We start from the raw sequence: 21,364 nt of genomic DNA on the forward strand, positions 1-21,364 counted from the left end.
GCCTTTCGGGTGGGGGCCGGAGCCCCCACCGCTGTGATTACTTGAAGAACTTCGGGGCGTTCTGCGCGATGGTGCTGTCCATCGTGCCGGTGAACTGTTCGGGCGTGATGTTGCCCTGGACGAGGAGCACAAGCTCCTGCTGCAGCCTGCCGTTGGTGGTCGGGTCGAGCTGGGTGTCCCACGGCATGGCCTGCTTGTCGCCGAGGTCGTTGGCCATGTCCAGGGCCTTCTTGTACAGCGGGGTGGCGTTGGCCGGGACGGCGGTCTCCACGTTGGTGGTCGGCGACAGGGCGCCGGTGGCCGCGTACTCGGACGGGTACTTCGACAGCGCAAACTTCAGGAAGTCGCTGACGAGCGGGTCGTATGTCTTCGCGTTCACGGCCATGCCAATGCCCGACGGCGAGACGAACTCGTTTGCCGCCGTGACGGATCCGTCCGTGGTTGGCAGGGTGAAGAAGTCGATGTCGTCCCGTACCGCAGGATTCAGTTTGTCCGTTGCCAGGCTGGGCAGCTCCCAGGTGCCGATGTTGTACATCGCGGCCTGGCCTGACGTGAACTGGTTCTGCGCATCGGAGTAGCCCTGTGAGGAGAAGCCGTCCTGGAAGCACTCGGCCTTGCCCAGCGAAGCCAGCCATTCGACGGTCTTCTGGCCGGCCGGGTCACTAAATTTGGCTTCGCCCTTCTTGAGCTTCTGGATGAACTCCGGCCCGGCTTCGCGGAACGGCTGGTAGGCGACATACCGCTCTAGGGGCCACTGGTCCTGGCCGTCGATGGCGATGGGCGTGATGCCGGCATTGCGCAGGGCGGTGCACATGGCGGGGATGTCATCGAGGGACTTCGGGGCGGAGACGCCGGCCTTCTGCAGCAGGGCCTTGTTGTACCAGATGAACTCCAGCTCAAACTGGAACGGAATCATGTGCAGCGACCCGTCGTCGAAGCGCTGGTAGTCCAGGGCGCTGGGCCGGTAGTCGTCATAGACGTCCAGGGACTTGAGCAGCTTTTCGGCGTCGACCATTTTGCCCTGCTTCGCCAGTTGCTGGGCGAAGGGGGTGGCATCGGTGTCGAAGAGCTCGGGAAGCTTGTTCGCAGCCGCGAGGGTCTCCAGTTTCTGGATGTACGAGGGCCGGTCCGGGGTGGTGATCAGGTTGAGCGCGAAGCCGGGGTGGTCCTTGGCGTAGTCGTCGGCCAGCTTCTTCATGATGTTGATGACGGCGCCGTCGGCCGGCCGGGACAGCAGCCACGAGATTTCCCGCGGCTTGACCTCTCCGGTGGGACTGACGTTGGCCGGGTCGGTGGTTCCGCCGCCGCCGCATCCTGCGAGGGCGATGGCCGCGGCCGCAGCCACGGCGGCTGTGAATAGCTTCTTCATGAAAATCTCCTTTGATTAGGGTGAAAGCGGGGTGGGTGTTCAGTTGTCTGTGCGTTTGCGTATCTGAAGGTCGGTGAGGGTCGCGGTCCCCTCCCCGGTGAAGACGCCGATCCGTCCCGCGGGCAGGTCGTAGATCCTGGTGCTGAGGGCAACCTGCCGGTCCAGGACGGCCACGCACAGGTCGCCTTCGACGACGACTTCGAGGGTGTGCTTGCCGGGAGCCAGGTCGCAGGGGCGTTCCAGTTCAATCTCGAACGGAATGTCGCCGGAGACATGCCATTGCGCGTCACCGGTGACTTCCCGAGGCCACCGGTCGAACACCATGCGGCCGCGCTTCGGCTCCAGGCGCAGAACGTAGGACTGGTCCCCGTCCTGGCTTGAGCGCAGCAACAGCCCGCATTCGACGGTGTTTGGTTCGATGTCCAGGACCGCCGTGGCGAAGAACTGGGCGGGCAGCACTTCGTCGGAGACGGTGGCGGTGTACCCGTCCGGTGCTTCCAGCCGTGCGGGCAAGCCGTTTGACAGCGATACGGGGACGTCGTCCCAAAAGCTGTCCACGAGTTCGTCGGCGAAGCCGAATCCCAGCGTTCCGTCCGGGTTCTGCCGGGCTTCCAGGACGGACATCGTGCCGGCCCACTGCCACGGCCCGTCGTCGGCGTTGCCTTCCTTGCTGGCGATCCAGCCGAAGAAGAAGCGGCGTCCGTCGCGCTCAGCGGTCTTGGAGGCGTAGAAGGCGCGGCCGTCCACCGAGTCCAGGTTTGGCACCGTCCAGGGGCCGTCGGGGCTCTTGGCCATCCGGTAGCGGGTCGTGAATGATTCGGAGAACTCTGAGTAAACCATGTACCACCAGTCGCCCCACGCGAAGACGTCCGGGCATTCGTGGGTGATGTAGCGCCGCGGATCCCAGAACGGTTCAGTGTGCTGCCAGGTCACCAGGTCGCTTGAGACGCACTGGGCAATGACACCACGACGGCGTTCGGGTCCCGCGGAGTGCCGCGCCGCCAGAAGCATCCGCCACTGGCCTGCGGTCTCGTCGCGGAAGACGAAGGGGTCACGCCAGTCACCGGACTCATAGCCGTCCGGGGCACCGAAGGTGAGCTCCGGATGTTTCACCCACGTCTGCATGCCATCGGTGCTCGTGGCTTGCATCACGAGTTGGAGCGGCGCGCCATCCGGTCCGAGGTTGCGCGGGTTTTGACCCGTGTAGAACAACCGGTGGATGCCGGTCTCGTCGACGACGACGCTGCCCGTGTAGGCATTGAAGTCCAAGTCCGTTTCACTTCCGTGCTGGAGGGAAACGCCCTGGTCCTCAAACTGCGTGAGGTCCTTGGTGGTCACCAGATTCCAGGAGGTTCCCGGCTTCGGGTCTGCGCGGACCTCGTGCAGGTAGAAGAGCCAGAACTCCCCGTCCTTCTCGAAAGGGATGAGGTCTCCCACCCAGCCGTCGGCGGGTTTGAAGAATACTGAGCGATTCATCGGCCTTGATGTCCCATCTGCTAAAGCGTTTAATCACCTTCAGCATAAGTGTGCTGAATCACCTGATCAAGCGTTTTAGCAAACTTTCTTGCCGACGACCTGGAAGGTGCGCTCGGCGGGCTGGGGCCCAGATCAGCTAGCCTCGACGCATGTACCCGATCCGGTGGAGCGAAGGGCTGTGGGCGCTGCTGGTTCTGGTGGCCGCCGCTACCATGGCCTGCGGGCTGGCCGACACCTTCACCTTCCTCGTTGAGCCGCCCACGTATCCAGTGGGGCACCGGCTTGTGCTGCTCGGAGCCCTCGGGTTTGCCTGCGCCGCTGTTTGGGTCTGGCTGCGGGGCGGAGCGCTCTGGGTAAAGGTCCTCACGGCTCTGCCGGCGGTGGTGGTCGGCGGCCTTGCCCTGCAGTTTGAGGATGGCTGGGGGTGGCTGCCCGGGCTCTTCCTGATCCCCGCCGCGCTCGCCGCGATGCTGTCGCATCTGCGGCACCCGGCCGTCGGTCTGCAGCGAACGGCAGCAGCGAGTCCGTCGGAACATCATTGATGACGGCGTAAGTTGCTGAACCCTCCGAAATTTATCCAAATAATTGATTAATTCTTCAGCGAGTATTGAGGCGTCGGAATGCGGCCGGAACGGCTCCACTGGACCCTGACCTGCCACGATAGGAATTTCGACGTCGGCGGGCGCCCAATCGCTCCCAGGAACGCCTGATTCGCGCGGTCGCAGGCCCTAGGTCGGGCGCAATTTCGGGCGTACAGTCCGCTAGTAAGCTCCCTTACAAATTTGTTGGGCAGTGTCTTGGGGCGTTTGCCCTATTGGGGGAAGGAACTGCCATGCAACACAGCTCTGCTCATCATGGGTCACATACGTCCACTTCGGGGGCATCGCGCCGCCGAAGTGCAGCAACAGCGGGCGTGGCATCAGGTGTACTTCTTCTGGCTGTGGCCTTGGTTTGGCAGCAGTCGCCGGCATTCGCGGCCACCCCGGTTGGTTTGGGTACCGCAGCCACCTACTCGGTGCTCGCTGGCACAACGGTGACCAACACCGGCCTCACAACCCTGCAGGGCGACCTTGGCGTGAGTCCCGGCAGCGCGATTACGGGGTTCCCGCCGGGCGTTTCAGCGGGGGCTACTCACGCAGCAGATGCGGTGTCCCTCCAGGCTCAGTCCGACGTGACCATTGCCTACAACAACGCCGCAGGTCAGCCCGTTACCACCAGCGTGTCAGGAGACTTGGTGGGCCGGACCCTGACGGAGGGTGTCTACGGGTCCACGTCGTCGTTGGCGCTCAGCGGGCAGCTGACTTTGGACGGCCAAGGCAATCCCAACTCCGTGTTTGTCTTCCAGGCTGCTTCGACCCTCATCACTGCTTCAGCCAGCAGCATCATCCTGACCAACAGCGCCCAGGCCTGCAACGTGTTCTGGCAGGTGGGCAGCTCAGCTACTCTGGGTACCGCTTCAAGGTTCAAGGGGACCATCCTTGCCCTGACGTCGATAACTGTCCAGACCAGCGCAACGGTAGAAGGGCGGGCCCTGGCCCGCAACGGGCAGGTATCCCTGGACACGAACGTCTTTACCACCCCATCGTGCGCCACAACGCCGAGCACATCGCCCCCCGCCACTGGGACTGCGACGGCGACCACCACTGCGACGACGACCACGACAGCGACCACGACAGCGACCACAACTGAGACCACAACCTCGACGGCGACCGACACCTCCACGACGCCTGCAGCAACGACGGAAAGCGCTTCGCCGACTACAACTGCCAGCGTTACAACGCGGGCCAACGGCACTGAATCCACCGCTCCCGCCTCGGCAGTTCCACTGGCCGACACGGGCGGCGTGGGCAGGAACCAGGGCACCAACGTTGACACGGCGACGGGACTGTCAAACGATGGCCCGGCAGCACTCGGCGCCGTCGTGGCCGGTCTTGCGCTGACCACGGCGATAGTGTTTGCCGCCAGGTCAGCAGCCAGCAGGCGTCGGAGCAGTCAGGAGTAGGGGATTGCGGCGGGGATCTGCTCAAAGGGGCCGGCACCGCCGCGCCCGTGTCCCGGCCGCCGTCGTCCGTTCCCTCGCCGGTGCGGCATTGGTGGCCGTGCTCCTCGTGGGTTGGGGATCGTCGCAGGCAGTGGTCCCGCGGGCGCTGCCAACGGCTCTGCCCGCGTCAGCTCCGGCGGCCGTGTCGGCGGCGCCCGCACCTGCGGCCAGTCCGGCCGTCACGAAGACGGGCTCACCGCCGCTGCATATCACCTACGCGGCCGTGGGGATGGATCAAGCCGTGCTGCCGCTGTCCCCCACAGAGGAGGAAAAGAACGTAGGCTCCATCGTTCCTCCGCACACCGCGGACGCCTACTGGCTGGCCCCGTACGGCGTCCCCGGTGCGGGGTCCACTAACACCACCTACATCGTGGGGCACAGCTGGGAAGGGCAGGCGTCCCCGTTCAACAACATCAGTTCCCTGTCACAGCCCGGTGACCAGCTGACCGTCACTACGGCTGAAGGGCCGCTCCACTACACGATCGACCGGATCACCACGGAGTACAAGGACACCCTGAAGGACAGCTCCATCTGGGACAAGGTGCCGGGCCGCCTCATCCTCATCACCTGCTTCACGGAAGACCTGTGGGGCAAAAACATCATCGTCCAGGCCAGCCCTCTGCCTGCCCAATAGCGGCTACGCGCGTCCGACGGCGGGCCGGCTGCGTCTGCAGCCGGCCCGGACGGGCTGGTTCGATGCGGTCCGTCAGTTCAGGTCGAAGCGGTCAAGCTCCATCACCTTCACCCAGGCCGCCACGAAGTCGTTGACGAACTTTTCCCTGGCGTCGTCGCTGGCATAGACCTCGGCCAGCGCCCGGAGCTGTGAGTTGGAGCCAAAGACCAGATCCACCGGCGTGGCGGTCCACTTCAGCTCGTCGGTGGAGACGTCCCTGATCTCGTAGACGTTCTCCTCCGCCTCTGACGCCTTCCACCGCGTGCCGGGGGAGAGCAGGTTGACGAAGAAGTCATTCGTCAGGACCTGGGGCCTGTTGGTGAGGACGCCGTGGGCGGATCCGCCGGTGTTGGCGCCAAGGGCACGCAGGCCTCCCATGAGCGCTGTCATCTCCGGCGCGGACAGGTCCAGCATGTACGCCTTGTCCAGCAGGAGAGTCTCCGGCTGGACCTTCAGACCCGGGCGCACATAATTGCGGAACCCATCCGCCCGCGGCTGCAGATACTGGAAGGACTCGACGTCGGTCTGGTCCTGGGCGGCGTCGGTGCGGCCGGGCCGGAACGGCACGGTGACGGCGAAGCCGGCGTCCTGCGCGGCCTTCTCCACCGCCGCGCAGCCGCCGAGGACGATCAGGTCAGCGAGGGAGACCTTCTTGCCCCCGTCCTCGCCGGAGTTGAACTGCTCCTGTACGGCTTCGATGGCCTTAAGCGCAGTCGCCAATTTCTCGGGCTCGTTGATCTCCCAGCCGCGCTGCGGTTCCAGCCGGATCCGTGCCCCGTTGGCGCCGCCGCGCTTGTCCGTCTTGCGGAACGTGGAGGCCGCCGCCCACGCCGTGCTGGCGAGCTGTGTGACGGACAGGCCGGAGTCCAGGAGGCTGGCCTTGAGGGATGCGATGTCCTGTTCATCGATCAGCTGGTGGTCGACGGCGGGGATGGGGTCCTGCCAGAGTTGCGGTTCCGGGACCCATGGCCCCAGCAGGTTGGGGCTGACCGGGCCCATGTCGCGGTGCAGCAGTTTGTACCAGGCCTTGGCGAACGCGAGTGCGAACTCGTCCGGGTTCTCCAGGAAGCGCCGCGAGATCTTCCCGTAGGTCGGGTCGACGCGCAGCGACAGATCGGTGGTGAGCATCGTGGGCCGGTGCTTCTTCTCCGGGTTGTGGGCGTCCGGGATGATCTCCTCTGCGTCCTTGGCTACCCATTGCTTGGCGCCGGCGGGGCTCTGGGTGAGCTCCCACTCGTGCGCGAACAGGATCTCGAAGAAGCGGTTGCTCCATTGCGTCGGCTTGTCGGTCCAGGTGACTTCGAGGCCGGAGGTGATCGTGTCCTGTCCCTTGCCGGTCCCGTGCGTGCTGAGCCAGCCCAGGCCCTGGTTCTCGATGTTGGCGCCCTCAGGCTCGGGGCCAACGGCATCGGCATTGCCGGCGCCGTGGGTCTTGCCGAAGGTGTGGCCGCCGGCGATCAGTGCAACGGTCTCCTCGTCGTTCATGGCCATGCGTTTGAAGGTCTCGCGGATGAAGGCCGCGGCAGCAGCCGGGTCCGGGTTGCCCTTCGGCCCCTCGGGGTTGACGTAGATCAGGCCCATCTCCGTTGCGCCCACGCCCTCGGCCATATGGCTTTCGTCGACGTAGCGTCCGTCGCCCATCCAGGCATCTTCAGACCCCCAGAAAATCTCCTCGGGCTCCCATACGTCCTCGCGGCCGAACGCGAAGCCAAAGGTCTTGAAACCCATCGACTCGAGGGCCACGTTGCCTGCGAGGACCAGAAGGTCTGCCCAGGAGAGCTTCTGGCCGTACTTCTGCTTCACCGGCCACAGAAGCCTTCGGGCCTTGTCGAGGTTGGCGTTGTCAGGCCAGCTGTTCAGCGGCGCGAACCGCTGGCTGCCGTCCCCTGCACCACCGCGGCCATCGTGGACGCGGTAAGTGCCGGCGGCATGCCAGCTCAGCCGGATCATCAGGCCGCCGTAGTGGCCGAAGTCCGCGGGCCACCAGTCTTGGGAGGTGGTCAGGACCTGCGTGATGTCCTGTTTCAGTGCTTCGACGTCGAGCTTTTGGAACTCCTCCCGGTAGCTGTAAGTGGGGCCGAGGGGATTGCCCGCCGGGTGGTGGGCGTGGAGTACGGAGAGGTTCAGCTGGTTGGGCCACCAGTCCGCGATGGTCCGCGGCCGGTGCGCCTTGGGCTGCGGCGCGTCGATCGCAGGGTTTTCACTGTCGCTGCCGTGGGCGGTTGCGCTGTCTGGGGCAACGGGGTACTCACCCTCGGCGCCGGGGTCCGGAGCATCGGCGCTTCCGGGGGTGGGGACCGGGGGTTGTTCCTGGCGATCGGTCATGTGCTTCCTTCCCTATGGCCGAGGCCGCGGTCGGACTCGGGCAACCGGTCTAACCTTCCCATTTGACCACTTAAGGGCCCCGCGGGGGAGGGGCAATCATAAGGTCGCCAAGCCAAAGGGCAGGACGGCCCGCTGGTGTGCACCAGCGGGCCGTCCTGTCCTTATTGAGTTGTCACGAAACCGGGAAGTTACCTATCCGCCCGACCGGCTTCGAGGTCCTCGAGCGACTTGCCCCTGGTGTCGGGGGACAGGAGGGCAGCCAGGGCCGCGACGACACAGATGCCGAAGGTGGTCAGCCCTATGACGAGGGGAACGTTCGCCGTCCCGGGAGGAGCCACCGCGGTGAAGATGCTCGGGAAGAACGAAGCGATCATGAGGCCCAGGTTCTGCGACACCGCGAACCCCGTCACCCGGATCCGCATGGGGAACTGCTCCTGGAAGAACGTGGCGAAGGTGGCGTTCCACATCTGGAAGAAGATGCCCTGCACAACCACGATGCACACGAAGACCAGTGCGAGGCTCTTTTGCTCGATGGCCCACAGGTATCCGCCTGCCAGCAGGCCGCCGCCGATGCCGCCGGCCACCATCAGCATGCGCCGGCCGATTTTGTCGGACAGGCCGCCGAACAAGGGGATGGTCGCAACGGCCGCAATGTTGGCCACGAGGGTCACCCAGAGGAATTCGCTGCTGGAGAAGCCAATGCCGTAGCCCTTCTGGGTCGCATAAGACACACCAAAGATGAGCGTCGCCATGCCAATGACGTTGGTGAAGGTCATCAGTACACAGCGGACCAGGACCCACGGGTAGGAGCGCAGGAGGTCAACGAGCGGGAACCGGGGCTTGGCCTTGCCCGGTTCGGACTGCGCCAGATAGGCGGGCGGCTCCTGCACACGACGGCGAATGAAGTAGCCGGCCAGGATCACGAAGGCGCTGAGCAGGAACGGGATCCGCCAGCCCCACGCCTGGAACTGGTCGGCCGGGAGAAGGGCGGAGAGTGGAAGCAGGACGGCGGTGGCCAGGATCGATCCGACCTGCGTGCCCTGCAGGCTGAAGCTTGCAAAGAAGCCGCGCCTGGCATCGGGAGAGTGCTCCACGATCATTGCGCTGGCCCCGCCGAGCTCGCCTGCCACTGCGAACCCCTGGATCAGACGGAGGATCACCAGCAGGACCGGTGCCAGGATGCCCACCTGGCCGTATGTGGGCAGGAGTCCCACGGCGAAGGTGGCGAAGCCCATCAGCAGCATGGCAAATACGAGGACTTGCTTGCGGCCGTGCCTGTCGCCGTACGCGCCCAGGACCACAGCGCCAATCGGACGGGAGACGTACCCCACGGCATACGTCGCGAGCGAGGCGATGATCGCCACTGTCGGGTTCTCTGTCGGGAAGAAGATGGCCGGGAAGATGAGCGTTGCGGCCAGTGAGTACAGCGCGAAATCGTAGTACTCAAGCGCGCTTCCGATCCAGCCGCTCATCGCGGCCTTCTTCGGGTCCCGGCGTCCGCTGTGGGCTTCGGGGATTGGGCGGGTGGTCCCGCGGGTGGTGCTCATTTCGATGTATTCCTTCGTCGTCATCGGCAAGGAACCGGAGCTGTTCTGTTCCGGATGGTCAGCGTGACCGTGACTGGTTCGAGAGCTAGGAAAGCCCTTTCCCTTGAATCGTTTCATAAAGAATAGAACGTGATGCCTGTTACGTCAAAGCGTCACGGTGCGCGCACCGGGCCCCTACGAGCGGCGCCTGGGAGGCTGCCAGGCACGACCACAGCTGCTGGCGGGGGCCTTCGTGCCTAGTGGACGGCACCAAGCTCGATGAGCAGAACGCCGCCGATGATGAGGCCAAGCCCGAGCATCATGACGGGGGTGATGGTCTCCTTGAAGAAGACACGGCTGGCAAGGGCGGTCAGGGCGACGCCGGCCGCGGCCCAGATGCCGTAGGCAACGCCGAGGCTCATTCCCTGGTCCAGGGTCAGTGTGAGCAGCGTGAAGGCCAGGAAGTACCCGACGCCGACAGGTATGTACCAACGTCGCCTACCGGTGGATGCGACACGCAGGAACAGGGTGGCGGTCACCTCAGTGAGGATGGCTGCCGCGAGCAGCAGCCACATCATGAGCCGACCATTTCTTTGGCCGGTTCTTTCGCCGGGTCTTTGTGTGACCCGAGTTCAACGCAGAGCACTCCGCCGATGACCATGGCGACTCCGATCAGCATGACAGGGGTGAGCGCTTCGCCGAAGATGAGGGCCGCCAGCAGCACCGTGAGGGTTACGCCCAGAGCAGCCCAAATGCCGTAGGCGACCCCCAGGCCGAGGCCTTTGCGGAGGACCCCGGCGAGGAAAATGAAGGAGGCGGAATAACCGATGACAACAACGATGAAGAAAGCAGGATTATCAAGGGCCGCTTTCAATGAGAGGGACGCCGTCACCTCACTCAGGATCGCGCCGGCGAGAAGAATCCACTTCATGTAAACAGTCCTTGAAATTCGTCGGGGCTTGGTCCCCGTGTGTGCAACGGCGCGAGTGCTGCCGGTGTTCCCAGGCTTCCCACCCAATGAAGACAGGTGGGAAGCCGGAGCCGGTAGCTACGTCTGGGAGACGAGCTGGGAGCGGGCCACCGCGGAGCTGCCGAGGTCACTCCTTGTCAGCGCCTGCCGGCTGACCAGTGCCTCGGTCCAGGCAGCAGTATCTGCCTCCACGGCTGAGGCGAGCACGCAGTTGTTGGTCATGTAGCCCATCAGGGTGACCGTGTCGACGTCGTGCTTCCACAGCCAGGCGGCGAGGTCCGTGCCGGCGTACACGGACCCGTACTGTTTGACGACTGACTTCCAGGCGCCCGTTTTTCGGCCTTCGATCACCGGGTGAAGGTCGAACTCCGGCGTGCCGGGCGCAAAGACCGGCGCACCAACGCCGGCGGAGTGCTGGATCACGGCGATGGGAATGCCGGCGGCGGTGGCAGCGTCCACTGCACGGGCGATCATGGGGAGCGATTCCTGGTGCGGCGGGTATGGTGTTTGACGAGGTGGCCCGCCAGGGCCTTGCCGGGTGGGAGACGGACCTCTTCTCGGACCAGGCAGGCGGGATCACAACTGCTGAGGGCTACCGGCTGGGCGAGATGAAGGGGCCCGACGCAGCGGAAAAGGCTGACATCGTGGTGGTGCCCTCATGGTTCGACGACGGTCGCATGCTCACTGATGCGCTGCGGCAGGTGCTCCAAGGGGCGCACGCCCGGGGCGTGCCGATTCTGGGACTGTGCCTGGGCGCGATCCCGGTGGCGGACGCTGGGCTGCTCGCGGGGCGCCGGGCCGTTACGCATTGGCAGGCGTTTGATTCCCTGGCGGTGCGGCACCCTGATGTCCCGCTGGACCAGTCTGTGCTGTACATCGACCACGGCGACGTCATGACATCGGCCGGCACTGCTTCTGCCCTGGACGCCTGCCTGCACGTGGTGCGTTCTCGGCTGGGGGCGGATGCGGCGAATAAGGTGGCACGCAGCCTGGTCATTGCTCCCCACCGGGACGGCGGCCAGGCACAGTACATCGACCGGCCGGTTCCGCACCGCGCCATGGATGACCCCATCTCGCGGCTGCTCGAATGGGCACTGGGCCGTCTGGGTGAACCCCTCACCATCGACCGGCTCGCGGCGCAAGCCCATCTGAGCCGCCGCACCTTCGTGCGGTCCTTCCGGGCCGCAACAGGTACGACGCCGGCAGCCTGGATCCGCGCGCGCCGCCTCGATGCAGCGCGGCGGCTCCTCGAGACCACTGACCTGTCGATCGACCAGGTCTCCGCCGACTGCCGATTCGGCAATGCTGTCACCCTGCGCCAGAACTTCGCGGACGCCTTCGCCACGACGCCCACGGAATACCGTCGCCGCTTTGATGCGCGGGTTGGATAACGGGCTGCGCGCTCAGGCCGTCATGCCAGCGGCTGGCGGCGGCGGTTCGGGATCAGAAGCCGTACGGTCCGAATCGGGCGATGGCTACACCGGCGGCAAGGAAACCCAGGATTGCGTTGACGATGACGTTGGTTTTTTCGCCCCGCCGGGCGTGGGTGACGGCCGCTCCGGCCATTAGCAGGAACAGCCCGGCAGCGGCCAAGGGAACCAGGAACGTAGCGATGTTCAGGAGCCCGGGGAGGATTAACCCCAGCGCCGCGAGGAGCTCAAGGCCTCCGATGCCCTTGACGGCTCCGTCGGAGAAGCCTTCAACCCACCCCTGGCCGCCGGCGGCCAGCTTTGCCTTGGGCTGCGTGATTTTCATGGTTCCGGCGGCAAGGAAAAGCAGGCCAAGAAGCGCTGCGATGATCCAGAGGGTGATGTTCATGGGTGTCCTTCGGGGAAGTGAATGTTTTAGGAGGGGGGAGTTACGAGCCTGAAGCGTGTCCGGTTTCGGCGAGGATTTCGCGGACCATGGGAACCACTTTGCTGCCATAAAGTTCCACGGCTTTCAGCCGGGCGCTGATGGGTTGGGTCCCGGCGGTGAAGATGAGGTCAAACCGCCCTACGTCCATGGCTGCCGCTGTCCGCGCGATTTTCTTGGCCACGGTTTCCGGGGACCCGATGTACATGGAGCCGTGCTCGATCTCAGCGTCGAACTCTTCGCGGCGGACCGGCGGCCATCCCCGGAGTGCTCCGATGCGGTCGCGAACCACTTTGTAGTGGGGCCAGAAGATTTCCTTGGCGTCGTGATCCGTGTTGGCGATAAACCCGGGGGAGTGCATCCCTACCGGCCAGGCCGTCGTTCCGTATTCTCCCGCGGCCCGCTTGTAGAGGTCGATGAACGGGCTGAACCGCTCCGGCTGGCCGCCGATGATGGCGAGCATCAGGGGGAATCCGTATTTTGCCGTCCGGACAACTGAGGCCGGTGTTCCGCCGACACCTACCCAGGTTTTGAGGCCGCTTTCCGTCTTGGGGTACACGTCGGCGTCAACCAACGGTGCCCGCATGGTGCCGTTCCAGGTGACCGGAGCTTCCTTGAGGAGCTGGGCGAAGAGTTCGATCTTTTCCTCAAACAGGACGTCGTAGTCCTTCAGGTCGTAGCCGAAGAGCGGGAAGGACTCGGTGAAGGAGCCCCTTCCCAGAATGACGTCGGCACGGCCGTTGGACAGCGCATCCACGGTGGCAAAGCGCTGGAAGACACGCACGGGATCGTCGGAGCTGAGGACCGTGACGCCCGAGCCCAGGCGGATCCGGGAGGTCACTGTTGCCATTCCGGCCAGGACCGTTTCCGGGCTTGAGACCGAATATTCGGGGCGGTGGTGTTCGCCCACCGTGAAGACGTCCACGCCAAGCTGGTCAGCGAGTATGGCCTCGTCCACCAGTTGACGGATGGACCTGGCGTGGCTGACGGGTTGACCGGCGTCGTCCAGCGGGACATCGCCGAAGGTGTCCAAACCAAAGATCATGATCTCACTTGCCCTTTTAATTGATGTGTCAATTACTTAATTGACGCGTCAATCATCACCCCGCTATGGTTGACATGTCAAGCAAGGAGAAAATTATGGAGCAGGGCGGCAAGTCGGGGCGTCGGAGCCCCACAGCCCAGGAGCTGGGAGTCTGGCGCGCGTACGTGGAAACCAGCGAGTATGTCCGCCAGGCGATGGCGGCCGGGCTGCACGCCACCTCCGGCATCTCGCCCGGTGATTACGGAATCCTTCTGGCGTTAAGCGAAGCGGAGGAGGGCAGGCTGAGATCATCGGTGCTTGCCGAGGGCATCGGCTGGGAGCGGAGCAGGCTCTCCCATCACCTCGGGCGCATGGAAAGCCGCGGCCTCATCTGCCGGAAAAAGTCGGACAATGACAGCCGCGGGGCAGTAGTGGAACTTACTGATGAAGGCGCACGCACGTTCCGGGCATCATCGGCCCCACATCTGCGCCTGATCCGCCAGCTGTTCATCGACGCACTGACCCCGGAAGACTTGGCGGACCTTGGCAGGATTACCGGGAAACTGCGGAACCACCTGGAGGCGGAGGCAGGCACCCAAGGCGAGGCGCCGGCGTCGTCATGACTGCACGGCCGGTGACCAGCCCAGCGCCGGACCGAGCTTGCTTGCGATGTCGGTGAGGATCTGGACGTAGTCTTCATGCTCAAAGCTGAAGGGCAGCGCGAACGCCACCTCGTCGACTTCCTGGAATCCTGCGTGTGCGTAGAGCTGCGCGGCGATCTCATCGCTGGTGCCGATGATGTCCGGCGCGAACAACATGCGGTTGGGCCCCTGCGGCGCCCGCGTGCGGGGAGTGCGTTCATCCACGTAGCGTTGGTACTTCTCCCGCTGCTGCCGCGACGCTGAATCGGTGGGGATCACCACCAGGCCCTGCGACACCCGGGCCGGCCCCTGCGCCGGTGACGCAGCAGCGGCCTCACGGTAGGCCCGGATCTGGGATTGCTGAACCAGTGCGAAATCCGGCTCCTGGTCAGTCCCGGGGAAGACCACGCTGCTGGACAGCAGGTTGAAGCCGTTGGCTCCTGCCCAAATGGCCGACTTAGTGCTTCCCGCCCCATACCAAAGCCGGCCGCGCAGCCCGGCTGAGTGGGGCTCCACGCGGTTGGAGAATTCCTCGGTCACTCCTTGTTTCCCGGAAAAGTCGCGCACCTTGTCACCGGCGACCAGCCGGGCAAACCGCTCCACCCGGGCGTAGCTGAAGTCCTCCAGCTCCGAGGAGTCCGGGTACAGCTCGTGTTTTACGGTGTCGTAGTGCATGGGCTGCCCCACACTCAGCCCTGGATTGATGCGTCCCCCGGCGAGCAGATCCACCGTGGCCAGGTCCTCGGCCAGGCGCAAGGGGTTTTCCCAGCCGAGCGGGGTGACCGCGGTGCCCAGTTGGATCCGGGACGTGCGCTGGCTCGCGGCAGCCATGACTGCCACCGGGGACGATATGCCGAACTGCAGATGGCGGTGCCGGAGCCAGGCACTGTCGAACCCAAGCCGCTCGCCAAGTTCAATGATCTGCAGCGTTGATTCGTGGCCCGCAGCGGGGTCGGCCGGATCGAACAGGCCGATGGTGAGGAAGCCAAGCTGGCGCAAGGGACGGGTGGGCTCGGGCATGGGCTTCCTTCAGCATCGGGGGGCGGCTGCTTCCCAGCGTATGCCCCGCTGCCTCCGCCGCCCCATGCTGATGACCTTGCGTTGCTGTGCAGGCACCCCCGGCCAAACCCGCACTATGCTGTGGGAGAACCGGCCGAATTTAGGGCGTGTAGCGTCCCGTCCAATGCGTTGCACAGGGCAGCGGCCAAACGCCGGATGGCAATCGGATCGGCGAGGCGCATCTCGCAGCGTCTCCAGTCGAGTTCGGCGGCAAGAATCTGCTTCCAGCCACCATCAAGAATTGCGTCCTCGCTGTATGCGGCGATGTCCCCGGGGCGGATTTGGACGGGATCAATCGCCGACTCGACGAGGACGGAGTGGCGCACAAGATCGGGCCGGGTTGCAGCCAGCACAATGGCGATCGTGCCGCCTAGGCTGTGCGACACAAGATCCACGGGTTCGCCGTCCGTTACTGCCCCAATTGCCCGGCCAACCCCTTCGGCCATCTCAGGGAGTGAGTAGCAAAAGTCCGACGGCCGATCACTGCGGCCATGGCCGGGCAGGTCCACGATGATTCCAGGCCGTCCCAGACGCACGGCCGTATCAGTCCAAAAGGCCCCAGCGGCAGCAGCCCACTCCCGATTCGATATGGCTGAAACCGGTCGCCTGGTGGCGCGTGAGCGCTGCACCAAGAGCCGCGCTGCTCTGGAAACTGCTTGTCTGATACTTACCGCCGCGTCAGGCGGCAGCGCCGCTGATCGCCTCGTCCATCGCCGCATGACCGTCCGGAAGGCCGTCTGAGGAGACAATGTGGCCGGCCTTGATGACGATGCGGTTCAGGCTCCCGTCCCACAGCACTGACGGCTCATCGAAGGGATTGCCGTCCAGTATCACCAGGTCCGCCCAGGCCCCTTCCGCGATGCGTCCCAGGTCTTCCCGCCGGAGGAGTGCGGCGTTCGTTGATGTCGCCGAGCGGAGTGCTTCGTAGACGCCCAGCACTTCGACCTGAAGGCGCAGCCCGGCCAGCTGCTCATCCTCAAGGTCACCCATGAGGTCGGTGCCGAAGCCAATCCGGACCCCGGCCTCGTGTGCCAGTGTGACGGCGTTCTTGCCCGCGGCCAGTACTTCCTGGTTCTTGGCTGCACCCACTTCTGTAAGCCCAATTTCCGCTCCGCGGCGGCCCATGGCATCGTACGTCACCAGCGTGGGCACGAGATAGACGTCGTACTCCGCCATGAGCCGGGCGGTTTCGGCATCCAGCAGGTTGCCGTGTTCGATGCAGCGAACCCCGTTGAGGACCGAATGGCTGATGGCTTCGGGGGAGTAGGCGTGCGCGGTGGCGTAACTGCCCCTCCGGGATGCCTCCTCAGTGACCGCCCTGATCTCCGCGGCGCTGTACTGCGGGACACGGATCGGATCGACCGGGGAGATCACTCCTCCGGAGGTCATGAGCTTGATGGCGGTGGCACCGGTCCGGAACCTGTGGCGCACCGCCCGCAGCAAGTCCTCAACACCATCCACCACCTCGCACATGTGACCGCCATGGAAGCAGCTTCCGTCGTTCGCGGCGCGGATATCACCGTGGCCGCCGGTCTGGCTCAGCGCGGGACCGGTAAAGAAGTAGCGGGGACCGGGGCACAGTCCTTCCTCAATTGCAGCCGCAAGGCCCACGTCACCCCCAGCCACGTCCCTCACTGAGGTGAAGCCCCTGCGCAGCGCGGCCTCAAGTCTGCGGGCACCGGCCAGCGCGGAGTAGCTCAAAGGCCCGGTTTCGTTCAGCGCCGAGGTCAGGCTGAGTGCATAGGCGTGGAAGTGGGCATCGATGAGGCCGGGAATCACCACCCGGCCGCCCGCATCGAGTACTGTCTCGGAGCCGGGCCAGGCGCCACTGTCCTCTGTGGTGCCGCGCACGGCTGTGATTCGGCCATCGCGGACAGTGATGGAGCCCTCTACGAGTGCAGGTGATTCGCCGTCGAAGATTCTGGCGTTCCGAATGGTCAGGTTTCCCGGGAACTTGGGGATCACGTGGAGTGTTTCCTTCCTGTTGTCGTCGGCAAGCTAGCTTGTGGCGGCCAAGGCGGCTTCGAGGAGCTGGACGGAGCGCTCCGCAACTACTACGGCGGCGTCCACGGAGGACTGGTCATAGCTGCCTTCGGGGGCCAGGAAGTTCATGGAGCCGATGGTACGGCCGCCGCTCACCACCGGAACGTTGACAATCGCGCCACACCCCAGCGATTCAATGGTTCCGGAGTCGAAGAAGAAGGCGCGGACGGCTTCCCTGTCAGCGCCCAGGAACGGCTGCTGGCCGATAAGGACCTGCTCCAGCCACACAGGATTGGTGTCCCCCGCGAGGGTTTTCTTCCCGCCTATCGGGTAGACCTCGGGGTGGGTGGTGTAAATGCGAGCCATGCTGGTGCCTTCGTCGGCGATGACGGAGGCAGTAAAGAGGCGGACACCGACTGTGTCCCGGGCGGAGGCGTAGACGTCGTCGAAGGATTCAAACTGGGAACTCATGGGAGTCCTTTCTGGTTTCATTAGGGGCTTGGAACGTTGGTTTCTCATGTGTTGTCGCCGATAGCACGGTGAGGATCAAATGGACGGACAGCAACTCGGACGGATTGTCCAAGGGGACGCCGAGTTCCCGTGCGCGGCTAAGCCGGGCCTGGAGGGTGTTGCGGTGCACATCCAGTGCCGACGCGGCGAGGCTTACCGAGCCGCGGTGGTCAAGGAACGCCGCTACGGCTGCCACTATCGCTTCCCGGTCAGGAGAGGCCATCAGCCGTGGCAGGGTCAGCTCAGCCACCAGTGCCACGGCGTCCTTGTCGACAAATGTAAATGCCGCCGCTACGCCCAGACCGGCAAAACCCAATACCGTGCCCGGGCCCGCTGACCGGGCTGATACAGCAGACAGCCGGGCCTCCTGAATGATGGACGGAAGCGGCGGAGCCTCCTCCGCCCAGCGGGACAGGCCGGCCACCAGGCCCAGCTCGGCCAAGGCAGGCTGGAGCCGTGCCTTGAGCCGGAGTTCAAGCTGTGACAGAACTTCCTGGTGTGCGGCCGGAACAAGTGCCAGCCAGCCGCCGTCGACCTCCGCCAGAGGACTGCGTGCAGCGACCTTACGCCAGAGCAGCCTCAGCACAGCCGTCAAGTCGTTACCTGCCGCGTGCACAGTGCTGCGGCAGATCCAGATGGCCGCGTAGCGTTCGTCCCTGCGCCAGCCCAGCTGTGAGAGGAGATGCCGGTGATCTTCCTCGAAGGCGGTGCCGGAAGAACCTGGGCCCTGGTTTAGCCTGGCCAGTGCCGCAGTGGGAACAGCGCGGGCCTCGTCCCGGGAGTTGCCCAACAACCATGCGGCTTTAACGGAGGGAGCCGCTACTTCGAGAATCGAACGAACCAGCCGCAGGTTGTGTACTCCGGAGGCGGGTACCCGGGCGGTGAGGGCTGAAGGGACGGCGGCGTTGGCCGCGCCAACGTCAACCGTGATGACCTTCGCCGAATCCCGCGGGGCAGCACCTGCTGAGGCGAGGACCACCCCGTCGTATTCCAGCGAAACGCCCACGCCATCCAGCTCACCGGATATGGTCTTGAGGACGTCAGCGAGTGTACTGTCCTTGGCCACTGCACGGGCGAACCGGGCGAGCTCGGCATCCACCACGGACAGGGCGGCACCGATTTCAGCTGCCAGAGACAACGCGACTTCGGCCGGATTTCCCTCCGCAGCCAAAAGGGTGATGCCCAGCCGTTCAGCCAGGCCGATCACAGCGTTGGAATAGGTGCTCCCGGCAACGACGACGGCACTGGCCCGCCGCTCCCAGGCATGCCGCAGTGCCGCGGACACAAGCCATCCACCCGAACCCATTTCTGCCGCGAGGACCACAACGGTGTTTGGCCGCACGCGCTGGATTGCCTCCAGCTGCGAGATAAGAACGACGCTTTCGATCACTGCGCTGGTGGGGGTGAGATACAGCGGCGTCGTGCCGCGCAGGGACCCGTGCGCCAGCAGCCCCGCTACATCAAGCCGTGTGTCCTTCATCGACCTACTCATGGCGCCGCCTTGGATGCTTGAGCGGAATGCCGAATGCAGCCGGTTCGGCCAGGTCCAGTCCCGCCTCCGAATACCACTGCGGCGCGGCATTGAGCTTGAGCACATCCACAACGTTGCCTACCCGGACGTCGTCGAGGTTGGCCACAGAGCCGTGCTCGGAGTTGAGCAGCGTCACCATGTCGGGGACGGCTGCCGCTACAGCACCGTCCACAAGCACCAGCAGAATCTCATTCTGGATCTCCAGCCGGATGATCTGCCCGGTGGTTTCATCCTCCAGGGTCAGGCTTGACGGCTGGGCAGGCAGTCCCAGGTCGGTTGGGCGGGACAGGCCTTCGATGTGGCTCACCCGCGCGCGTGCAATCCGCTTCACGCCGAGGAAGTCGGCAAGTGACAGGAACTTGCTCTCCGCCGAGGTTTCGGCGTCGAGGATCTGTCCTATGCGGATCATCCGGCTGATGGAGCCGTGCACTCCGTGCTCCTTCAGCTCACGCGCGGAGCATGGATACATGACGGTGGCGGCCCAGCCGCCGAGCTCGGTGACGAGCGCGCGGACCAGCGTCTCGGCACGCTGCGGATCACTCGCCTCCACCAGGGCGCGCTCGCCGGTTACCCCCATGAGCGCTATGGGGCCAATGGCCACCCCGCCGATGTTCAAGGTGGTCTGGCTGATGAGGGGGAAGACGCGCCCCATGGGATCGGAGTCGATCACGGGAAGCGAGGACTGCAGCCCCACCATGAGCGGAATGATTCCGTTGATGTTGGCGGCGGCGAGTGAATAGATGGCCCGCACCCTGCGGCCCAGCCTGGTTTCAATCGCATCGATACAGCCCGTGAACTCGTCACCCACCGGGGGCATGTCAGCGATGAACAGGCCTTGGGTCACCATGCCCACTGCCACTACCAGGTCATCTGGAGCGAGTTCATCCACGGTGACGAGCTCCACGGACCGGGTCTTCATGGCCTCCTGGATCATGCCGGCGTAGATATGGATGGCCGTGGGATCGATGGCGCAGGCCAGGAAATGGGCACCGGTCCGGAGGTGCCCGACGTCTTCGGCTGTGAGGACCGTGCTCATGCCGTGGCCTCCATGGTTTGCGCGGTGGTCGCCCATTCCTCAGGGCTGGAAGTCCCGTCCGCGGCCTGGACCCGGATCCGGACGATTCCGGGATTCCCGTAAGGCATGGCGAAGACGTTTGATTCGATGATGCGGGTGTCTGTGGGGCTCGCGCCCAACTGGACCGCAGCCGACTGGGCTTCCTCCTCAGCTCGGTGCTGCACCCGCCGCAGATCCGCCTGTCCGCTGACCCTTTCGAGCCTGTCGATCCACGCCGTCAGCGGTGCCGCGGCACATCCTATGAGGGGCAGGTCCTGGGCATCTGGGAGTGTTGGCACCAGGCCGAACTCAGGCGGGGTGTCCTGGCTGGTGCGGACGTCGGCGACCAGTGACGGGATGTCGGCTCGGACTGGATGGTTGGCAGTGTAGGGCTCCACGATGGTGGCGTTGGTGGCAAGGCTCGCTCCAAACCCCTGCCGGATGAGGCTGTGTGCGACAGGAAGACCGCGGCGCATGTTGCCCACGCTCACACCCGCATCGGTGCAGACAACTACTTCGCCATCACGCAGCCCGCCCAACGTGGCCGCGCCGAGGATTGCCATTGCAGGTTCCGGACGAAGCGCGTGCACGGGCGCTACCGCCAGCCGCGCAAGGGGTGCACGGCCGCCGTCGTTCCTGGCATAGGACAGTGTGGCGGCGGGGAAGTGGCGCTTCCCGGCCTCTTCCAGGAGTGCCCCCAGCTCTTCGCCCGATTCCATCAGGGCGCTATTAAGGATGGCTGTGTAGTCACGGTCGCGGAATACGCTCGAGTAGAACTCACTGGAAACACTGATCCGCGTGTCGCTGTTGTTCGACAGGATGGCGTCCGCGATGCGCGTTTCGTGCTCCGGGGAGGCGGTGGAGCCGACGGCGGTGATGGCTACGTTCCGCACGTGTCCGGACAGCATGGAGGGCAATTCCTTCAGGAACGCTTTCAGGTCCAGCGGCGCAAGGGGCCGTCCCCGCAGGTCGTGGCCGCCGCGGACATGCATGGTCCTGATGACTGCAGGCTCAATGAGCGCCGGCAGGACGGTGTGGTGGAACCGATCAGCCGGAGGGCGGGGGGAGATGCGGATTGCGACGACGTCCCCTGGCTGCCCCGCGGCGAGCACGCGTCCGACGTCGGCCGTTACGTCTGTGATCCGGCTCCCGAACTGCAGGCGTAACGCGGACAGCACCCCGTCCAGCGCCTCAGCCAGGCTGCCGGCCTGCAGCTGTTCGGCCACGGAGATGACGGAGCGTCCTTCCAGAACGAGCGCCCGGCAACTGGTGCCCTGGAGCATCAGTCCTATCCTCATTGCCGGGCCTCCTGTTCAACTGCCTGCCGG

At 64.9% G+C, this 21,364-nt stretch carries 21 protein-coding genes; 5 read left to right on the forward strand and 16 right to left on the reverse strand.

Features of this window, described 5'->3' with window-relative positions:
* Positions 1 to 37: 37 nt before the first annotated feature.
* Positions 38 to 1,369 (reverse strand): ABC transporter substrate-binding protein, encoded by a 1,332-nt coding sequence (locus ABV518_RS09340; protein ID WP_367766694.1) that lies wholly within the window; start codon positions 1,367 to 1,369, stop codon positions 38 to 40.
* A gap of 39 nt (positions 1,370 to 1,408) precedes the next feature.
* The gene (locus ABV518_RS09345; protein ID WP_367766695.1) at positions 1,409 to 2,845 is read right to left on the reverse strand and encodes a glycoside hydrolase; all 1,437 of its coding nucleotides are present in this window, start codon (positions 2,843 to 2,845) and stop codon (positions 1,409 to 1,411) included.
* 149 nt (positions 2,846 to 2,994) lie between these two features.
* On the opposite strand from ABV518_RS09345, the gene ABV518_RS09350 reads away from it, so the two are divergent.
* The 3 genes from ABV518_RS09350 to ABV518_RS09360 all read left to right on the forward strand — a co-directional run bounded on the left by ABV518_RS09350 (position 2,995) and on the right by ABV518_RS09360 (position 5,520).
* A complete protein-coding gene (locus ABV518_RS09350) occupies positions 2,995 to 3,387 on the forward strand; it encodes a hypothetical protein (protein WP_367766696.1) in 393 nt (130 codons plus the stop codon).
* Between the two features lie 371 nt (positions 3,388 to 3,758).
* Positions 3,759 to 4,847, forward strand: a complete 1,089-nt coding sequence (locus ABV518_RS09355; RefSeq protein WP_367766697.1) for an ice-binding family protein — start codon at positions 3,759 to 3,761, stop codon at positions 4,845 to 4,847.
* Between the two features lie 4 nt (positions 4,848 to 4,851).
* Positions 4,852 to 5,520, forward strand: coding sequence for a class F sortase (locus ABV518_RS09360; protein ID WP_367766699.1), 669 nt, complete (start codon positions 4,852 to 4,854; stop codon positions 5,518 to 5,520).
* 72 nt (positions 5,521 to 5,592) lie between these two features.
* Here the strand turns inward: ABV518_RS09360 and katG are convergent, their stop codons facing one another.
* From katG to ABV518_RS09385, 5 genes are all read right to left on the reverse strand, one after another.
* Positions 5,593 to 7,884, reverse strand: coding sequence for a catalase/peroxidase HPI (katG, locus tag ABV518_RS09365; RefSeq protein WP_367766700.1), 2,292 nt, complete (start codon positions 7,882 to 7,884; stop codon positions 5,593 to 5,595).
* Between the two features lie 188 nt (positions 7,885 to 8,072).
* Complete coding sequence (locus ABV518_RS09370; protein ID WP_367766702.1) at positions 8,073 to 9,431, reverse strand: MFS transporter; 1,359 nt, start codon at positions 9,429 to 9,431, stop codon at positions 8,073 to 8,075.
* Positions 9,432 to 9,667: 236 nt separating this feature from the next.
* Positions 9,668 to 9,988: a multidrug efflux SMR transporter gene (locus tag ABV518_RS09375; RefSeq protein WP_367766704.1), complete on the reverse strand. Its 321-nt coding sequence runs from the start codon at positions 9,986 to 9,988 to the stop codon at positions 9,668 to 9,670.
* Entirely contained in the window at positions 9,985 to 10,341 is a 357-nt protein-coding gene (locus ABV518_RS09380; RefSeq protein WP_367766705.1) for a multidrug efflux SMR transporter, read from the reverse strand. The genes ABV518_RS09375 and ABV518_RS09380 overlap by 4 nt, the downstream gene beginning before the upstream one ends.
* Positions 10,342 to 10,458: 117 nt before the next feature.
* On the reverse strand, positions 10,459 to 10,950 hold the full coding sequence (locus ABV518_RS09385) for an isochorismatase family protein (RefSeq protein ID WP_367767063.1): 492 nt from the start codon (positions 10,948 to 10,950) through the stop codon (positions 10,459 to 10,461).
* Between ABV518_RS09385 and ABV518_RS09390 the strand changes: the two genes are divergently transcribed.
* Complete coding sequence (locus ABV518_RS09390) at positions 10,881 to 11,771, forward strand: GlxA family transcriptional regulator (RefSeq protein ID WP_367766706.1); 891 nt, start codon at positions 10,881 to 10,883, stop codon at positions 11,769 to 11,771. The two genes, ABV518_RS09385 and ABV518_RS09390, sit on opposite strands and share 70 nt — an antisense overlap.
* 52 nt (positions 11,772 to 11,823) lie before the next feature.
* Here ABV518_RS09390 and ABV518_RS09395 read toward each other — a convergent pair whose 3' ends face one another.
* On the reverse strand, positions 11,824 to 12,198 hold the full coding sequence (locus ABV518_RS09395; protein WP_367766707.1) for a DoxX family protein: 375 nt from the start codon (positions 12,196 to 12,198) through the stop codon (positions 11,824 to 11,826).
* Positions 12,199 to 12,238: 40 nt separating this feature from the next.
* Positions 12,239 to 13,279 (reverse strand): LLM class flavin-dependent oxidoreductase, encoded by a 1,041-nt coding sequence (locus ABV518_RS09400; RefSeq protein ID WP_367766708.1) that lies wholly within the window; start codon positions 13,277 to 13,279, stop codon positions 12,239 to 12,241.
* Positions 13,280 to 13,353: 74 nt separating this feature from the next.
* Between ABV518_RS09400 and ABV518_RS09405 the strand changes: the two genes are divergently transcribed.
* Positions 13,354 to 13,881 carry a MarR family winged helix-turn-helix transcriptional regulator gene (locus ABV518_RS09405; protein ID WP_367766709.1) on the forward strand — a complete coding sequence of 176 codons (528 nt, stop codon included), beginning with the start codon at positions 13,354 to 13,356 and terminating at the stop codon, positions 13,879 to 13,881.
* Here ABV518_RS09405 and ABV518_RS09410 read toward each other — a convergent pair.
* The 7 genes from ABV518_RS09410 to ABV518_RS09440 form a co-directional block, all read right to left on the reverse strand.
* The gene (locus ABV518_RS09410; protein WP_367766712.1) at positions 13,876 to 14,919 is read right to left on the reverse strand and encodes an LLM class flavin-dependent oxidoreductase; all 1,044 of its coding nucleotides are present in this window, start codon (positions 14,917 to 14,919) and stop codon (positions 13,876 to 13,878) included. The genes ABV518_RS09405 and ABV518_RS09410 overlap by 6 nt on opposite strands.
* A gap of 113 nt (positions 14,920 to 15,032) precedes the next feature.
* Complete coding sequence (locus ABV518_RS09415) at positions 15,033 to 15,677, reverse strand: alpha/beta fold hydrolase (protein WP_367766713.1); 645 nt, start codon at positions 15,675 to 15,677, stop codon at positions 15,033 to 15,035.
* A complete protein-coding gene (locus tag ABV518_RS09420) occupies positions 15,637 to 16,923 on the reverse strand; it encodes an amidohydrolase family protein (RefSeq protein WP_367766714.1) in 1,287 nt (428 codons plus the stop codon). Before ABV518_RS09420 ends, ABV518_RS09415 begins: the two co-directional genes overlap by 41 nt.
* 33 nt (positions 16,924 to 16,956) lie before the next feature.
* Positions 16,957 to 17,412 carry a GAF domain-containing protein gene (locus ABV518_RS09425; RefSeq protein ID WP_367766715.1) on the reverse strand — a complete coding sequence of 152 codons (456 nt, stop codon included), beginning with the start codon at positions 17,410 to 17,412 and terminating at the stop codon, positions 16,957 to 16,959.
* Positions 17,396 to 18,943 carry a helix-turn-helix domain-containing protein gene (locus ABV518_RS09430; RefSeq protein ID WP_367766716.1) on the reverse strand — a complete coding sequence of 516 codons (1,548 nt, stop codon included), beginning with the start codon at positions 18,941 to 18,943 and terminating at the stop codon, positions 17,396 to 17,398. Before ABV518_RS09430 ends, ABV518_RS09425 begins: the two co-directional genes overlap by 17 nt.
* The gene (locus tag ABV518_RS09435; protein WP_367766717.1) at positions 18,936 to 20,018 is read right to left on the reverse strand and encodes a DUF917 domain-containing protein; all 1,083 of its coding nucleotides are present in this window, start codon (positions 20,016 to 20,018) and stop codon (positions 18,936 to 18,938) included. The genes ABV518_RS09430 and ABV518_RS09435 overlap by 8 nt, the downstream gene beginning before the upstream one ends.
* Positions 20,015 to 21,334 carry a hydantoinase/oxoprolinase N-terminal domain-containing protein gene (locus ABV518_RS09440; protein WP_367766719.1) on the reverse strand — a complete coding sequence of 440 codons (1,320 nt, stop codon included), beginning with the start codon at positions 21,332 to 21,334 and terminating at the stop codon, positions 20,015 to 20,017. The genes ABV518_RS09435 and ABV518_RS09440 overlap by 4 nt, the downstream gene beginning before the upstream one ends.
* Positions 21,335 to 21,364 lie beyond the last annotated feature (30 nt).

Source organism: Arthrobacter sp. HS15c (assembly GCF_040812005.1).
Lineage (GTDB): Bacteria > Actinomycetota > Actinomycetes > Actinomycetales > Micrococcaceae > Arthrobacter.

Bases quoted from the DNA above. Each gene is read 5' to 3' on its own strand.
- ABV518_RS09370 (WP_367766702.1), bottom strand. From the start codon at position 9,431: ATGAGCACCACCCGCGGGACCACCCGCCCAATCCCCGAAGCCCACAGC.
- ABV518_RS09435 (WP_367766717.1), bottom strand. From the start codon at position 20,018: ATGAGCACGGTCCTCACAGCCGAAGACGTCGGGCACCTCCGGACCGGT.
- ABV518_RS09350 (WP_367766696.1), top strand. From the start codon at position 2,995: ATGTACCCGATCCGGTGGAGCGAAGGGCTGTGGGCGCTGCTGGTTCTG.
- ABV518_RS09410 (WP_367766712.1), bottom strand. From the start codon at position 14,919: ATGCCCGAGCCCACCCGTCCCTTGCGCCAGCTTGGCTTCCTCACCATC.
- ABV518_RS09430 (WP_367766716.1), bottom strand. From the start codon at position 18,943: ATGAGTAGGTCGATGAAGGACACACGGCTTGATGTAGCGGGGCTGCTG.
- ABV518_RS09425 (WP_367766715.1), bottom strand. From the start codon at position 17,412: ATGAGTTCCCAGTTTGAATCCTTCGACGACGTCTACGCCTCCGCCCGG.
- ABV518_RS09390 (WP_367766706.1), top strand. From the start codon at position 10,881: ATGGTGTTTGACGAGGTGGCCCGCCAGGGCCTTGCCGGGTGGGAGACG.
- ABV518_RS09400 (WP_367766708.1), bottom strand. From the start codon at position 13,279: ATGATCTTTGGTTTGGACACCTTCGGCGATGTCCCGCTGGACGACGCC.
- ABV518_RS09380 (WP_367766705.1), bottom strand. From the start codon at position 10,341: ATGAAGTGGATTCTTCTCGCCGGCGCGATCCTGAGTGAGGTGACGGCG.
- ABV518_RS09415 (WP_367766713.1), bottom strand. From the start codon at position 15,677: ATGCGGCGATGGACGAGGCGATCAGCGGCGCTGCCGCCTGACGCGGCG.
- ABV518_RS09345 (WP_367766695.1), bottom strand. From the start codon at position 2,845: ATGAATCGCTCAGTATTCTTCAAACCCGCCGACGGCTGGGTGGGAGAC.
- katG (WP_367766700.1), bottom strand. From the start codon at position 7,884: ATGACCGATCGCCAGGAACAACCCCCGGTCCCCACCCCCGGAAGCGCC.
- ABV518_RS09340 (WP_367766694.1), bottom strand. From the start codon at position 1,369: ATGAAGAAGCTATTCACAGCCGCCGTGGCTGCGGCCGCGGCCATCGCC.
- ABV518_RS09440 (WP_367766719.1), bottom strand. From the start codon at position 21,334: ATGAGGATAGGACTGATGCTCCAGGGCACCAGTTGCCGGGCGCTCGTT.
- ABV518_RS09375 (WP_367766704.1), bottom strand. From the start codon at position 9,988: ATGATGTGGCTGCTGCTCGCGGCAGCCATCCTCACTGAGGTGACCGCC.
- ABV518_RS09405 (WP_367766709.1), top strand. From the start codon at position 13,354: ATGTCAAGCAAGGAGAAAATTATGGAGCAGGGCGGCAAGTCGGGGCGT.
- ABV518_RS09395 (WP_367766707.1), bottom strand. From the start codon at position 12,198: ATGAACATCACCCTCTGGATCATCGCAGCGCTTCTTGGCCTGCTTTTC.